The sequence below is a fragment of the Streptosporangium sp. DT93 genome, assembly GCF_049844535.1.
Lineage (GTDB): Bacteria > Actinomycetota > Actinomycetes > Streptosporangiales > Streptosporangiaceae > Streptosporangium.
Genome location: NZ_JBNCLF010000001.1, coordinates 674,227 through 687,689, shown reverse-complemented (window position 1 = coordinate 687,689; position 13,463 = coordinate 674,227). Strand labels below are relative to the sequence as shown.

The 13,463-nt window shown below is 71.5% G+C and carries 17 protein-coding genes; all 17 read left to right on the top strand.

What is annotated here, in order from left to right:
* The first annotated feature begins 50 nt into the window (after positions 1 to 50).
* The 17 genes from ACLQ2R_RS03240 (at position 51) to ACLQ2R_RS03160 (ending at position 13,452) form a co-directional block, all read left to right on the top strand.
* Positions 51 to 572, top strand: coding sequence for a phage terminase small subunit P27 family (locus tag ACLQ2R_RS03240; protein WP_425957750.1), 522 nt, complete (start codon positions 51 to 53; stop codon positions 570 to 572).
* Between the two features lie 55 nt (positions 573 to 627).
* On the top strand, positions 628 to 2,319 hold the full coding sequence (locus tag ACLQ2R_RS03235) for a terminase large subunit (protein ID WP_425957749.1): 1,692 nt from the start codon (positions 628 to 630) through the stop codon (positions 2,317 to 2,319).
* 10 nt (positions 2,320 to 2,329) lie between these two features.
* Positions 2,330 to 2,626: a hypothetical protein gene (locus ACLQ2R_RS03230; protein ID WP_425957748.1), complete on the top strand. Its 297-nt coding sequence runs from the start codon at positions 2,330 to 2,332 to the stop codon at positions 2,624 to 2,626.
* On the top strand, positions 2,626 to 4,689 hold the full coding sequence (locus tag ACLQ2R_RS03225; RefSeq protein ID WP_425957747.1) for a phage portal protein: 2,064 nt from the start codon (positions 2,626 to 2,628) through the stop codon (positions 4,687 to 4,689). Before ACLQ2R_RS03230 ends, ACLQ2R_RS03225 begins: the two co-directional genes overlap by 1 nt.
* 12 nt (positions 4,690 to 4,701) lie before the next feature.
* On the top strand, positions 4,702 to 5,352 hold the full coding sequence (locus ACLQ2R_RS03220) for a hypothetical protein (protein ID WP_425957746.1): 651 nt from the start codon (positions 4,702 to 4,704) through the stop codon (positions 5,350 to 5,352).
* Between the two features lie 72 nt (positions 5,353 to 5,424).
* On the top strand, positions 5,425 to 6,666 hold the full coding sequence (locus tag ACLQ2R_RS03215) for a phage major capsid protein (RefSeq protein WP_425957745.1): 1,242 nt from the start codon (positions 5,425 to 5,427) through the stop codon (positions 6,664 to 6,666).
* A gap of 40 nt (positions 6,667 to 6,706) precedes the next feature.
* Entirely contained in the window at positions 6,707 to 7,117 is a 411-nt protein-coding gene (locus tag ACLQ2R_RS03210; protein WP_425957744.1) for a hypothetical protein, read from the top strand.
* Between the two features lie 83 nt (positions 7,118 to 7,200).
* Positions 7,201 to 7,590, top strand: coding sequence for a hypothetical protein (locus ACLQ2R_RS03205; RefSeq protein WP_425957743.1), 390 nt, complete (start codon positions 7,201 to 7,203; stop codon positions 7,588 to 7,590).
* Between the two features lie 3 nt (positions 7,591 to 7,593).
* On the top strand, positions 7,594 to 8,148 hold the full coding sequence (locus ACLQ2R_RS03200; RefSeq protein ID WP_425957742.1) for a hypothetical protein: 555 nt from the start codon (positions 7,594 to 7,596) through the stop codon (positions 8,146 to 8,148).
* Positions 8,145 to 8,474: a head-tail adaptor protein gene (locus tag ACLQ2R_RS03195; protein ID WP_425957741.1), complete on the top strand. Its 330-nt coding sequence runs from the start codon at positions 8,145 to 8,147 to the stop codon at positions 8,472 to 8,474. The genes ACLQ2R_RS03200 and ACLQ2R_RS03195 overlap by 4 nt, the downstream gene beginning before the upstream one ends.
* A complete protein-coding gene (locus ACLQ2R_RS03190; RefSeq protein ID WP_425957740.1) occupies positions 8,471 to 8,830 on the top strand; it encodes a hypothetical protein in 360 nt (119 codons plus the stop codon). Before ACLQ2R_RS03195 ends, ACLQ2R_RS03190 begins: the two co-directional genes overlap by 4 nt.
* Positions 8,827 to 9,237, top strand: a complete 411-nt coding sequence (locus tag ACLQ2R_RS03185) for a DUF3168 domain-containing protein (protein ID WP_425957739.1) — start codon at positions 8,827 to 8,829, stop codon at positions 9,235 to 9,237. Before ACLQ2R_RS03190 ends, ACLQ2R_RS03185 begins: the two co-directional genes overlap by 4 nt.
* Complete coding sequence (locus ACLQ2R_RS03180) at positions 9,238 to 9,651, top strand: phage tail tube protein (RefSeq protein WP_425957738.1); 414 nt, start codon at positions 9,238 to 9,240, stop codon at positions 9,649 to 9,651.
* Complete coding sequence (locus ACLQ2R_RS03175; RefSeq protein ID WP_425957737.1) at positions 9,648 to 10,160, top strand: hypothetical protein; 513 nt, start codon at positions 9,648 to 9,650, stop codon at positions 10,158 to 10,160. Before ACLQ2R_RS03180 ends, ACLQ2R_RS03175 begins: the two co-directional genes overlap by 4 nt.
* Positions 10,160 to 10,552 carry a hypothetical protein gene (locus ACLQ2R_RS03170; RefSeq protein WP_425957736.1) on the top strand — a complete coding sequence of 131 codons (393 nt, stop codon included), beginning with the start codon at positions 10,160 to 10,162 and terminating at the stop codon, positions 10,550 to 10,552. Before ACLQ2R_RS03175 ends, ACLQ2R_RS03170 begins: the two co-directional genes overlap by 1 nt.
* A gap of 50 nt (positions 10,553 to 10,602) precedes the next feature.
* Positions 10,603 to 10,914 carry a phage tail assembly protein T gene (locus tag ACLQ2R_RS03165; RefSeq protein WP_425957735.1) on the top strand — a complete coding sequence of 104 codons (312 nt, stop codon included), beginning with the start codon at positions 10,603 to 10,605 and terminating at the stop codon, positions 10,912 to 10,914.
* Positions 10,915 to 10,935: 21 nt separating this feature from the next.
* The gene (locus ACLQ2R_RS03160) at positions 10,936 to 13,452 is read left to right on the top strand and encodes a phage tail protein (RefSeq protein WP_425957734.1); all 2,517 of its coding nucleotides are present in this window, start codon (positions 10,936 to 10,938) and stop codon (positions 13,450 to 13,452) included.
* Positions 13,453 to 13,463: the final 11 nt, after the last annotated feature.

Genomic DNA, 13,463 nt, shown 5'->3' with positions numbered 1-13,463 from the left:
GACAGGTTTCCGGGTCCGTTTTTCCAGCTGATCTTGAGGGGGTGGTGACGGTGGGTGCTCGCGGCCCAGCGCCGAAACCGACGAAGCTCCGGCTGCTGCACGGCGACCGCGCGGACCGGACCAACACCTCCGAGCCGGTGCCGGCCGACGTCGAGATCAAGCACCCGACGTGGCTCAGCGCCGCGGCCCGCACCGTGTGGCGCCAGTACGCGCCGGACCTCCAGCGGACCGGCGTGCTCACCGGCTGGGACGTCGAGAGCTTCGCGATCGTCTGCGACGCGGTGGTCCGCCGCCGGGCCGCGGTCAAGGCCCTGCGCGCCGAGGGCGAGGTGGTCGGGATCCCGCTGATCGGCGAGGACGGCGACGTGGTGCGGATGCCGAGCACCGGCGACAAGCCCGGCGCGATCGTCATGAAGCGCTGGGTCAAGAACCCGTGGACGCTCGTACTCAACGAGGCGGACGCGCAGATCCTGCGCTGGGGCGGCCGGTTCGGCATGACGCCGTCCGACCGCGCGCAGCTGTCCCTTGAGGGAGGCGGGCGACGTGACCCGGCGGAGGACCTCCTCACCTGAGCGGCGGCCGCCGAACCACGATCGGCGGTGGCGCCCCAACGACCGCAAAGGCCCGGTGTGCGGGTTCACCCTGCGCGGCAAGACCTGCCCCAAGAAGGGCGCGCACTACTGCGAGCCGCGCGCCGACCGGTTCGTGTTCTTCTGCGCCGAGCTGCTGGTCCACACGAAGGGCCCGCACCGGCGCCGCCCGTTCCTGCTGAAGTTCTGGCAGGAGCACGAGATCGGCCGGCCGCTGTTCGGCGAGGTCGTCTGGTCGGCCGAGTGGGAGCGCTACGTCCGCCGGTACCGGATCGCGCACATCGTCGTCGCCAGAAAGAACGGCAAGTCCGAGATTGCCGCGGCGATCCAGCTCTACATGCTGATCGGCGACGACGAGGAGTTCGCGGAGGTCTACTCCGCGGCCAAGGACAAGGGACAGGCCGGGAAGGTCTTCGAGCCGGCCATCCGGATGGTGCAGCTGTCACCGGTGCTGCGGGCCCGGCTGAAGCACCTCAAGGACGCCCAGCGCCTGGTCGACGAGAAGAGCCACTCGCACTACGAGGTCATCACCTCCGACGCCAAGTCAGAGCTGGGCCACAACCCGCACGCCTTCAACCTCGACGAAGTCTTGAGCCAGCTCGACGGGTCGCTGTGGGAGGCGATGACCACCGCGGCGGGCGCCCGCGAGCAGGAGCTGATGTTCACCACGACGACCGAGACGAACGACTCGGCCAGCTTCGGCGCCGTCATGATCGACGACGCTGAGAAGGTCCAGGAGGACCCGGCGCGCGCACCCCACGTGTTCACCTTCGTGAGGAAACTCCCGGCCACCCCGGAGGCCCTGGAGCGGCTGCAAAGGATCTTCGCTGGGCACCCGGACCTACCGGTCAGCACCGATCCGTGGGACGAGGCGAACTGGAAGTGGCCGAACCCCGCCCTGGACGACTTCAAGAGCCGCGAGGCGATGCGCCGCCAGGCCCTGGAGGCCCGGGGCAGCAAGATGAAGGAGAACGGCTTCCGGCAGTTCCAGATGAACAGCCGGGTCCAGCAGGCCACCCGCTACATCTCGATGGACCTGTGGGACGCCTGCGTCGGCGAGGTCGCCCCCACCCCGGACTGGCTGCTGCCGCACATCGAGGGCCGCCGCTGCTGGGGCGGCCTGGACCTGTCGAGCAAACTCGACCTCACCAGCTTCTGCCTGGTCTTCGACAACGGGTGGGCGCGCTGGCGGCACTGGCTTCCCGAGTCCATGGCGCCGATCCTGGCCGAGCACACCGGCGGGAAGTTCGACGAGTGGGTGGCCGACGGCTGGGTGACGCTGACCGAGGGCGACACGATCGACTACGACACGATCTACGACGCCATCGCCGAGGACAACGACCGGTTCCGCATCTCCGACATCACCTACGACAAGTGGTGTGGCGAGCCGGTCCGGCAGGCCATCGAGAAGCGCACGAACCTGACCATGCACGAGTCGAACACCACCTACGAACGCATGACCGACCCGATGAAGGAGCTCGCGAGGCTCCTCAAGGCGAAGGACGGGACGCTCCTGCACGGCGGCGACCCGGTCGCCCGATGGATGGCCGACTCCCTGGAAGCGAAGACCCCGACCGACGACCCCGACCGCTACCGGCCGGTCAAGCCGGACCGCGACAAGTCCGGCAAGCGCATCGACGGCATGGTGACCCTGCTCTACGGGATCGACGGCCGCCGCCGCCAGCCCGCCGCGAGCGTGTACGAGACGCGCGGCCTGACCGTGCTGTGAAGGGGGACGCATGACCATGCTGCCGACGCGGCCGGGCCGCCTGGCGGTCGCGGCCGCCGCCGTCGGCCAGGCCGTGATCGATCTCGACCTGGACCGGTGGGATGTGATCTGCACCCTCGGAATGGTGAGCCTGTTCGCCGGGCTCTGGGTCTGGGCCGGGCTGGGCATCGCGCTGAGCGCGGGCGGCGCGCTGCTGCTGGCCCTCGGCATCGCGGGTGCCCGGGCGTCGGCGGCCGCCGACACCCGCGCCCTGGCCCCGGCCACCCAGCCGGCCACCCAGCTGGCCGCGGCCCGCCGGAGCGTCTGATGGGACTCATCCGCTCCGCGATGCGCGCGAGCACCCTGCCCTCCGACGAGCCGGGACGTCCCTCTGAGACCGCGCTCGCCGGCGGCTGGTGGGCGGGCGGGGACACCTCGGCCGGGGTGTTCGTCTCCGAGGAGACCGCCCTGCACTACTCGCCGTTCTTCGGCGGCGTGCGCGTGCTCGCCGAGGACGTCGGCTCGCTGCCGCTCATCACCTACGAACGGCAGCCGCGCGGCAAGAGACGGGCGACCGAGCACTCCTTGTACGGGGTGCTGCACGACCAGCCCAACCCGTTCATGTCGAGCGTGAAGCTGCGCGAGACCCTGCAGGGCCACGCGATCACCTGGGGCGACGGGTTCGCGTCGATCGTGCGCAACGGCGCCGGCGACGTCGTCGAGTTGTGGCCGCTGCACCCGGGCCGGATGCGGGTGGAGATCACCCGCCTGGGCCGGGGCCGGATGACGCTCATGTACCGCTACACCGACCTGACCAACGGCATCGCGGCGCTGATGTTCCCGGACGAGGTGCTGCACGTGGCCGGCCTGGGCGGCAACGGCATCCGCGGCTACAGCATGGTCGGCCTGGCCCGCCAATCCATCGGCATGGGCCTGGCCACCGAGGCCTACGGCGCCAAGTTCTTCGGGTCCGGCGCGCGGCCCGGCGGCGTGCTCAAGCACCCCGGGACGCTCGGCCGAGATGCCAAGGCGCGGCTGCGTGAGGACTGGGAGGACATGCACCGCGGCCTGGACAACGCCCAACGCGTCGCCGTGCTGGAGGAAGGCCTGGAGTGGGAGTCGATCGGCATCCCACCCGAAGACGCGCAGTTCCTGGAGACCCGCCGCCACAACGTCACGGAGATGGCGCGCTGGCTGCGCCTGCCGCCTCACAAGATCGGCGACCTGCAACACGCGACGTACTCCAACATCGAGCACCAGGCGCTGGACTACGTCACCTCCTCGCTGCGCATCTGGCTGGTGCGCTGGGAGCAGGCCATCACCACCCGGCTGCTCACCTCGAGTGAGCGGGCCCGGTTCTTCGCCGAGCACCTGGTGGACGGGCTGCTGCGCGGTGACATCAAGAGCCGGTACGAGGCGTACGCGATCGGCCGGAACTGGGGCTGGTTGTCTGCGGACGACATCGCCGAGATGGAGAACCGCAACCCGCTGCCCGATGAGCGCGGCTCGGTGTACCTGGTGCCGCTCAACATGGTGCCGGCACCGTCTCCGAAGGAGATCGAGGAGGCCAAGGAGGCGGCGAAGAAGGCCCCGCCGCCGGCGCCCGCTCCGGAGCCGCCGGCGCCGCTGCCCGAGGACGAGGACGAGCCGAAGGAGCCGCCGCGGCGGCTGGGACTGCGCGGCCGCGGCATGGAGGGGCGCCAGCGCATCGCGCAGCGGTTCGCCGCGCTCCTGGCGGCCGCCGACGCCGACCTCGCGACATGGGAGGAGGCGGAGGTCGCCGCTCTGGCCGAGCGGCACCTGCCCGCCAACTCCTCGGCGTTCCTGGCCGCGATCGAGGAGCTGTACGGGGTCGGCGGGCCGGTCGCCGAGCGCACCACGGCCGCGTGGGCGCCGATCTTCGCCGAGTTCGCCGCCGACATCGCCGAGGACGCCGCCGCCGACGTCGCCTACACCGAGCCGGTCGACCTGGCCGACTGGGTGACCTCGTACGTGGCCAGCCACGTCGGGTACCGCATCGCCTCCGAGCTCGGCCAGCTCGCCGCTCAGGTGACGGCCGCCGATCCGCTCGCCGCGGTGCTGGCCCGCCTCGCGCGCTGGGTGGTCGAGCGTCCCGGGCAGATCAGCCGGTGGCAGGGCACCCAGATGGCGGCGGCCGCCGCCCGGGAGACCTGGCGGGCCGCCGGCGTCGAGTCGCTGACGTGGGTGACGTTCGGCTCCGACGACTGCTCGCTGTGCGGATCCCTGGACGGCGCCGTGGTCGGCATCGCCGAGCCGTTCGTCGCCAAGGGCTCCGACGTCGGTGACGGCGAGGAGAAGCTGACGGCCGCCCGCTCCATCCACCACCCGCCGCTGCACGTCGGGTGTGACTGCCAGATCGTCCCGGCCTGAGAGGAGTCAGATGTGAAAACGGTTCACGTACGTGGCTACGCCGAACTCGAGCGCGGAGCCGCCGGCGACGGCCCGGTCCCCTTCGTCGCGGCCACCGCCGGGGCGAAGAAGGACGGCCTGGATCTGCAGATGAGCGGCGTCGACCTGGAGCGCTACCTCGCCAACCCGGTGATCATGTACGACCACGAGTACTGGGGGCGCAACGCGCTGCCGATCGGCCGGGCCGAGAACGTCCGCGTCGACGGCGACGCCCTGCGCATGGACATCGTGTTCGACGTCGACGACGAGTTCGCCCGCACCGTCGACCGCAAGGTCCGCGGCCGGTTCCTCAACGCCGTGTCGATCGGCTTCGGCGCCTACAACATCGACGACGCCGGCGTACCCGAGCGGTGGGAGCTGTACGAGACCAGCGTGGTCCCGCTGCCCCTGGACCCGAACGCGATCGCCGACCCCGACCGCGCCGCGGCCGCCAGGCAGCTCACGCTCGCCCGCGCGCTCGGCCTGGCCGGTGGCCGCATCCCGGCCCTGGCCGACCTCGACCCGGACACCGTCCGCCAGGCGATCGCCTCCCTGGAGGCACTGCTGCCCACCACCCCGCCGACGCCGGCCCCGGCGGCCGCCGACCGGGCCCGGCGGCTGCGCCTCCTTGAGGCATCTCTCTAACCACCGATCTCCGCCACAGGGCCGTCCCGGTCCTGCGCTGGCGGCTGTCCGCATCACGAACAGGAGACAGGCGTGGACATCAACGCCATGCGACAGGAACGCGCCCGGCTCGCCGCCGCCGCGCGAGGCATCATGGACGGCGCCCAGAGGCTGGCGCGCGGCCTGACCAGCGAGGAGGAGACCGAGTTCGACCGGCTGATGGCCGACGCCGACACGCTGGAGCGGACCATCGAGCGCGAGGAGCGGCTGCGCGAGCGCGAGCGGATCATCGCCGACCTCAACCCGCCGACGAACCCCGACGACCCGGGGCCCGGTACGCGGACCGCCCACGAGCTGCAGACGGAGGCCTGGCGCTCCTACCTCCTCAACGGGCGCAGCAACCTGTCCACCGAGCACGCCCGCGCGCTCAACATGGGCAGCGACCCCGAGGGCGGCTACCTCGTCGCCCCGCAGCAGTGGGTGCGCCAGCTGCTGCAGACGCTCGACGACCAGGTCGTCATCCGGCGCCTGGCCACCGTCATGCAGCTCACCGAGGGCGAGTCCCTCGGCGTGCCGACGCTGGAGACCGACCTGCTCGACGCCGAGTGGACCTCCGAGGTCGGCACCGGCTCCGACGACGAGGCGATGCGCTTCGGCGGCCGCGAGCTGCGCCCGCACCCGCTGGCCAAGCGCGTCAAGATCAGCCGCACGCTGCTGCGCCGCGCGGCGATGGACCCGGAGAACATCGTCCGCGACCGCCTGGCCTACAAGTTCGGCGTCACCGAGGAGAAGTCCTTCCTGACCGGCGACGGCAACCAGAAGCCGCTGGGCCTGTTCACCGCCTCCTCCCAGGGCATCTCCACCAACCGCGACGTCGTGGTGGGAGACATCTCCTCCGATGCGTGGGACATCAACGCCGAAGGCCTGATCGACGCGAAGTACACGCTCAAGGCCGGCTATCACGCCCGCGCCCGCTGGCTGTTCCACCGCTTCTCCATCGCGCGGATCCGCAAGCTGCGCACCGACGCCGGCGCGGGCCCGGGGACGGGGGACTTCATCTGGCAGCCCGGCCTCACCTCGGACCGGCCGGACACGATCCTGGAAGTCCCCTACGAGATCAGCGAGTTCGTGCCGTCGACGTTCGCCGACGGCGCCTACGTCGGGATGATCGGCGACTTCTCCTACTACTGGATCGTCGAGGCCCTGCGCCTGGACGTGCAGCGCCTGGTGGAGCTGTACGCCGAGAAGAACCAGGTGGGGTTCATCGCCCGCGCCGAGGTCGACGGCATGCCGATTTTCGAAGAGCCTTTCGTCCGCCTGAAGGTCCAGGCCTGATTCCGCAATCACGAATCTCACGACGTAGGAGGACAGACCCGTGTCCAGACTGGACCTGAGGAACAACGCCGCCATCAGCCGGTCGCTGGCGCCGGCCAGCGTGGCCGACCCGAGCGTGCCGGTCAACGGCACGTCCGTCGACCTGGCGGGCTACGACGACGCCCTCGTGGTGATCAACGCCGGCACTATCTCCGGCGCGAGCGCCTCGCTGACGTTCGAGGTGCAGCACAGCGACGACAACTCGGTGTTCGTCGCGGTGCCCACCGAGGAGCTCGACGGTGCCGAACCGGTCGTCGCGGCCGCGAACGACGAGCAGCTCCACACCATCGGCTACAAGGGCATCAAGCGCTACGTCCGGGTGTGCATCACGGCCAAGGCCGGGACGGCGCCCACGATGATCTGCGACGCCCTCGTGCTGCGCCAGCGCGGCCGCAAGCTGCCCCGCACCTGAGCCCCCGACCCTGACCCCCGCGGCCGGGCGGGCCCCTTCTGCCCCGGCCGCGGGCACCACCGATCACGCACGAGGAGGCACCCATGTGGGTGGAGATGATCCGGCAGTACGCCGACGCTGAGCGCAGCCTGGCGCCCGGCGACCGCGCGATGTTCCCGAACGCCGATGCCGAGGCGATGATCCGCGACGGCGCGGCCGTCCAGATCGACGGGCCCGACGGGGAGCGCACCGACCGGACCGAGCTGCGGACCCGGCCGGTGCCGCAGCCGCCGCGCGGCCGCCGCGCCCAGGCGCCCAAGCAGGAGGGCCAGGGCGACGGCGGCGCAGCCGGGCAGGACGGCCAGGGCGACAGCACCGGCACCGGCGGCGACGGCGACACCGGCGGCGACGGCGCGGTCAAGGACCCCATCGGCCCGGCCAGCAAGGGCCCGTCGAAGGACTCGGCCGGCAAGACCACGCCGCCGGGCAAGTAGCCGATGGCCTACGCCACCGCCGAGCAGCTCGGCACGCTCATGGGCCGCGGCCCGGAGGGCCTGGCCGCCGACGAGATCGCCCGCGCCCAGCTGCTGCTGCAGCTGGCCGCCGGCGTGATCGACACCGCGACCGGTCAATCCCTGACGCTGGCCAGCGGTGAGGTCACGCTGGACGGCAACGGTGGCCACCGGCTGCTGCTGCCGCGCTGGCCGGTGGTGGCGATCACCTCGGTGACCGTCCTGGACGAGCACGAGGAGCCGACCGAGCTGGAGCACGGCACCGACTACCGGTGGACCCGGTACGGGCGGCTGCGCCGGGTCGGCGGCCGCTGGCCGCATCAGGAGCAGTCGATCATCGCCGACGTCACCGCGGGCTGGGACCCGATCCCGGACGACGTGGTCGGCATGAACCTGCGCCTGGCGCTGGCCGGGTGGGAGAACATCTCCGGCAAGGAGTCCGAGCGGCTCGGCGACTGGAACGCCAAGTGGGCCGTCCCGGGCATGCTGCCGACCACCGGCGAGCTGAACATGCTGTCGGCCTACCAGGCCCGCTCGTGATCGCCCACCTGCTCAACCGGAACCTCGGCATCGAGCGCCGCGAGGAGATCGCCGACGGCGGCGGCGGCCACTCCATCACCTGGCTGCCGGCCGGGACGGTCCGAGGCCGCCGCTCCCAGCCCACCAGCACCGAGCGCGAGAGTGGCGACCAGCACGGCGCCGACCTGACCGACGTGGTCTACCTGCCGCCCGGCGCTGACGTACACCGCGGCGATCGGCTCCTGGACGGCGCCGAGGTGCTGGAGGTCCTGGCCACCTACAGCCCGTCCGTCGCCAAGTACCTGCGCGCCGACTGCAGGTCCCGCGACAGGGAGGAAGAGGCGTGAACGTCGACGTCGACGCCCGCGCGCTGCGCAGGCAGATGTACCGGATGTTCCACGACGTCGACGCCGCGGGCGCCGACGTCGCGACCGAGTGGGCCGACCACGTCCAGGCGCACGCCGTCGCCGACGTCGCGGTGGACACCGGCTGGCTCGGCGAGCACATCGACAAGAAGGTCAACCCGGGCCGCATGACCGCCTCCGTCGGCGTCTTCGACCCCAGGGGCTACTACGGCGAGTTCATCGAGAAGGGCACCGAGTCCATCACCGCGGATCCGTTCCTGGAGCCCGCGGCCGAGGACGGCAACCGGCGCCTACCCGAGCTCACCCGGCGGGCGCTGGATCGGCACCTGCCCTCATGAGCGCGCTATGGCCGGTCCAGCAGGCCCTGTACGCCCGCATGACCGCAGACGCGCCGCTGGTCGCGCTGGTGTCGGGCATCTACGACGAGGTCCCCGAGAAGGTCCCCGCCGGCAAGCCCTACATCGCGTTCGCCGAGCTCACCGAGAAGGACATCAGCGACCACGGCCGCCGCGCGTTCGAGGTCATGGCGACGCTCAACATCTGGTCGGCCTACCGCGGGTTCGCCGCGAACGCCCGGGTGCTGGCCGAGCTGGACCGGGTGCTGCACCGCGTCGCGCTGGACGTGCCCGGCTGGGAGCTCATCAGCATCGCCCGGATCGCCGACGGGGTCCGGCGGGTCAACGATCCCAACATCCGACAGGGCCAGGCGCGCTTCCGCGTCTGGGTGCAGGAACAGGAGATGTAGATGGCCGGAGTGGACGGGTACGGCTGCCAGCTGCTGCGCAGCGACGGACAGGTGACCCCGGTGTTCACCGCGATCGCCGGGGTGACCAACCTGGGCGGCCCGGAGATCGAGCGGGAGGCCTACGAGTCGACCCACCACGGGTCGCCGGACGGCTGGCGCGAGTACGTCGGCGGCCTGAAGGACGGCGGTGAGATCTCGATCGAGGTGCGCTACGACCCGCGCGTCCACGACGCCCTCGTGGACGACTTCGAAGACACCGAGGCCCGGGATTACCGGCTGGTGTGGCCGGCCATCACCGGCGCGCAGTGGGACATCTCCGCGATCCTGACCGGCTTCAGTCCGGAGGGCCCGCACGATGACCTGCTGGCGGCCGAGCTCACGCTGAAGGTCACCGGGAAGCCGGTGCTGTCGTGACGCTGCAGACCAAGGTCATCGTGTCGATGAACGCGTTGCTGACCGGCGTGCAGGACCTGGCCTCGGCCGAGGTGCCGCTGTCGCTGCGCCAGGCCCTCGTGCTCGCCGACGGCGCCGGCGCCGGGATGGCCGACAGGATCTTCCACGACCGGCGCACCATCGCCGCCTCCGGGAGCGACTCCCTGGACCTGGCGGGCGGGCTGAGCGATCCGCTCGGCGTCTCGCTGTCCTTCGCCCGCCTCAAGGTGCTGCTGGTGCGCGCGGCCGCCGCCAACGTCAACCAGGTCCTCGTCGGCGGCGCGGCCTCCAACGCGTTCGCCGCCCCGTTCGGCGACGCGACCGACAAGATCAAGATCCCGCCGGGCGGCACCCTGCTGCTCGCCGCCGGGCAGGCCGACGCCACCGGCTACGCCGTCACCGCCTCGACCGCGGACCTGCTGCTGATCGGCAACGGCGGCGCCGGGTCCTCGGTCACCTACGACATCGTCCTGATCGGAGCATCCGCCTGATGGCAACCACCTCCAGCCCCGCCGCCGACACCACCACCCCGGCGTTCCTGACCCGTGACCAGATCCTGGACATCTCAGACCGCCGGGTGGAGCCGGTGGCGGTCCCCGAGTGGGGCGGCACCGTGCGGGTCCGGTCCCTGACCGGCCGCGAGCGCGACAAGTTCGAGGCCTCGCTGTTGGACAAGCAGGGCAACGCCCGCCGGACCCTGGACGCCCGCGCCAAGCTCGCGCAGCTGTGCATCGTCGACGAGCGCGGCCAGCTGCTGTTCGGCGAGGACGACATCCGCGCCCTGTCGAACAAGTCGGCGGCCGCGCTCAACCGGGTGTTCGAGAAGGCGCAACAGCTCGCCGGCCTGACCGAGGAGGACCTGGAGGAGCTGGAGGGAAACTGAGGCGGCGCCCCGAGCGCCGCTTCTACTTCCGCCTGGCGAGCCATCTGGGGATGACGGTCGGCCGGCTGCTCGGCGGGATCGACTCCCGGGAGCTGACGGAGTGGATCGCCTACGAGCAGATGACCGGGCCGCTCGGCCCGGCCCGCGGTGACCACCAGGCCGCGCAGATCACCGCGACCCTCCTCAACGTCAACCGCGGCAAACGCCGGCGCCCCCGGACCATCAGCGACGTGCTGATGCGCTGGGACGACCAGGAGCCGGTTACCCCGCAGGAGCTGTATGCGAAGGCGCAGCAGCTCAACGCCGCCATGGGCGGCACCCTCCGCGAGCGCGAACCCGTCCACGACGACGCGCCTTCATAGCTGGTCGGAAGGGGGTGGACGGTGGCCACCCTCAAGACCCTGCTCGTGCGCCTGGGCATGGACACCAAGCAGTTCAAGTCCGGCGTGAACCGGGCCCTGGGCGGTCTGGACTCGCTGGTCGCCGGGGCGTCCAAGCTCTCCAGTCTGGGCAAGGGCGCGGGCCTGGCGGTCATGGCCGGGCAGGCGATCAACCTCGGCGCCGCTCTGGCTCCGGCGGCCGGTGCGCTGCTGGCGCTGCCCGCGGCGATGCTCGCGGTCAAGGCCGCGAGCCTGACGGCCAAGGTCGGCATGACCGGGGTGGCCGAGGCCATGGCCGCGGTCGGCGGCAAAGACGCGGCCGCGGCGAAGGAGGCGCTGGACAAACTCTCGCCGAGCGCGCGCGCCTTCGTCACCGAGGCGGCGAAATTTTCGGCCCCACTGAAGTCGATCAAGCAAGCCGTCCAGGAGGCCATGTTCAGCGGCCTGTCCGGACAGCTCAAGCCGCTGCTGGGCATGTTGCCCATCGCCAAAAGCGGCATGGTCGGCATCGCCACCGGTCTCAACGGCATGGCACGGGAGGCCATGGCGGCAGCGAGCACGCCGTTCTTCTCCGGCAAACTCAAACAGATCTTCTCCGGCACCCAGGGCATCATCACGACCCTGACCGGCGCGGTGCGGCCGCTGCTGACCGTGGTGATGACGCTGGGCGCGGCGGGCATGCCGCTCGCGCAGCGGATGGCCGAGTGGGCCACCAACGGCGCCAAGGCGGCGGCCGCGTTCCTGACGAGCGAGGCGGGCGCGTCGAAGCTCGCCGGGATCGTGCAGCGCGCGGGCGACACCCTGGCATCCCTCGGCCGGACCGTGAAGAACGTCGCCATCGGCCTGGGCGGCCTGTTCTCCGGGGCCACCACCGGCGGCGGCAACCTGTTGACCACGATCGAGCAGCTGAGCGCGCGCTTCGCCGCCTGGGCGCAGTCCGCGCAGGGCCAGCAGCAGATCGGCAACGTCTTCCAGATGCTCGCGCAGACCGGCGCCGCGCTGGGGCCGGTCCTGGGCATGCTCTCCGGACCGCTGACCACGATCGCCGGCCTCATCACCTCGATGCCGCCCGGCGTCCAGGACACGGTCTCCAAGTTCCTCGCCTTCAGCGTCATCGCTGGGGTGCTCGGGTCGAAGCTCGGCCCGGCCATCGCCGGGATCCGCCTCCTGGCCACCGGCATCGGTGGCATCCCCGGGGCGGTCGCCAAGATCGGTCCCGCCGCGACGGCCGTCGCGGCGTTCGGCACCCGGGTCGCCGCGGCCGCCACGGCCACGGCGGCGGCCGCCGGCCGGATGGTCGTCTCCATGGCCACCGCCGCGGCCGGGATGGTCGCGAGCGCGGCCACCATGGTCGCCACCATGACCGCGACCGCCGCCCGGGTCGTCGCGGGCTGGGTGCTCATGGGCGCCCAGAGCCTCGCCCAGGCCGCCCGGGTCGCCGCCGCGTGGGTCCTCGCGATGGGCCCGATCGGGTGGATCACCGCCGCCGTGATCGCTCTGGTCGCGCTGATCGTGGCGAACTGGGACACGATCAAAGAAGCGATCGGCTCCGCGTGGGAGTGGGTGCAGCAACAGACGGCCGCCGTCTGGAACAGCATCACCTCGACCCTGTCCGGCATCTGGAACAACATCAAGGCCGCGGCGGCGGCGACCTGGGCGTGGATCAAGTCCAAGATCGACGCGTTCGTCTCCGGAGCCATCGCGATCTTCCAGAACTTCACTCTCCCCGGGCTGATCATGAAGCACTGGGACAGCATCAAGGCCGCCGCGGCGGCGGCCTGGAACTCGCTCGTGGCGCAGGTCAAGACCGCCGTGGCCAACATCATCGCGGGGGCCGAGCTCCTGGCCTCGCTCCCGGGCAAGGTCCGGGCCTGGTTCGCTGAACTCGTCAAGGGCGCCATCGAGAAGGCCATAGAGCTGGTGACCTGGATCAAGGGCCTGCCCCCCAAGATCGCCGCCGGGCTCGGAAACGTCGGCACGCTCCTCCTGCAAGCGGGCAAGGACGTGATCAGCGGCCTGATCAACGGCGTGAAGGCCATGGCCAATCAGGCGATCGACGCCGTCAAGGGCGTCGTCGGCGACGCGGTCCAAGGCGCGAAAAACCTGCTCGGCATCAAGAGCCCCTCGACGGTGTTCCTGGCCATCGGCCAGCAGACCATGCAGGGCTGGATCAACGGCGTGATGTCCCAGGAGTCCCTCGCGGTCACCGCGGTGCGGCAGATCATGGGGGCAGCGCGGGCCGCGGCCTCAGCCGACCCGTTCGGCGACAACCGCGTCGGCATCGACAAGGCGATCAGCGCGGCCGAGAAGAAGGCCTCCCAGCAGTCGGTGGAGATCAAGGGCTCCGCGTACGGCACCTCCGGCGTCGCCCTGGAGGGCGGCGGCGGATGGGGCAGCCCCTCCGGAGGCGCGGGCGGGGTGACGGTCAACATGCACGGCACCACCGTTCACGAGGCCGCGGACATTCCGAAGATCGGCGCCCAGTTCGGCTTCGAATACTCGCTTCGCGGCGCCGTCTAACCCCACACGAG

Bases quoted from the DNA above. Each gene is read 5' to 3' on its own strand.
- ACLQ2R_RS03165 (WP_425957735.1), top strand. From the start codon at position 10,603: ATGACGGTCGGCCGGCTGCTCGGCGGGATCGACTCCCGGGAGCTGACG.
- ACLQ2R_RS03230 (WP_425957748.1), top strand. From the start codon at position 2,330: ATGACCATGCTGCCGACGCGGCCGGGCCGCCTGGCGGTCGCGGCCGCC.
- ACLQ2R_RS03205 (WP_425957743.1), top strand. From the start codon at position 7,201: ATGTGGGTGGAGATGATCCGGCAGTACGCCGACGCTGAGCGCAGCCTG.
- ACLQ2R_RS03225 (WP_425957747.1), top strand. From the start codon at position 2,626: ATGGGACTCATCCGCTCCGCGATGCGCGCGAGCACCCTGCCCTCCGAC.
- ACLQ2R_RS03180 (WP_425957738.1), top strand. From the start codon at position 9,238: ATGGCCGGAGTGGACGGGTACGGCTGCCAGCTGCTGCGCAGCGACGGA.
- ACLQ2R_RS03200 (WP_425957742.1), top strand. From the start codon at position 7,594: ATGGCCTACGCCACCGCCGAGCAGCTCGGCACGCTCATGGGCCGCGGC.
- ACLQ2R_RS03170 (WP_425957736.1), top strand. From the start codon at position 10,160: ATGGCAACCACCTCCAGCCCCGCCGCCGACACCACCACCCCGGCGTTC.
- ACLQ2R_RS03185 (WP_425957739.1), top strand. From the start codon at position 8,827: ATGAGCGCGCTATGGCCGGTCCAGCAGGCCCTGTACGCCCGCATGACC.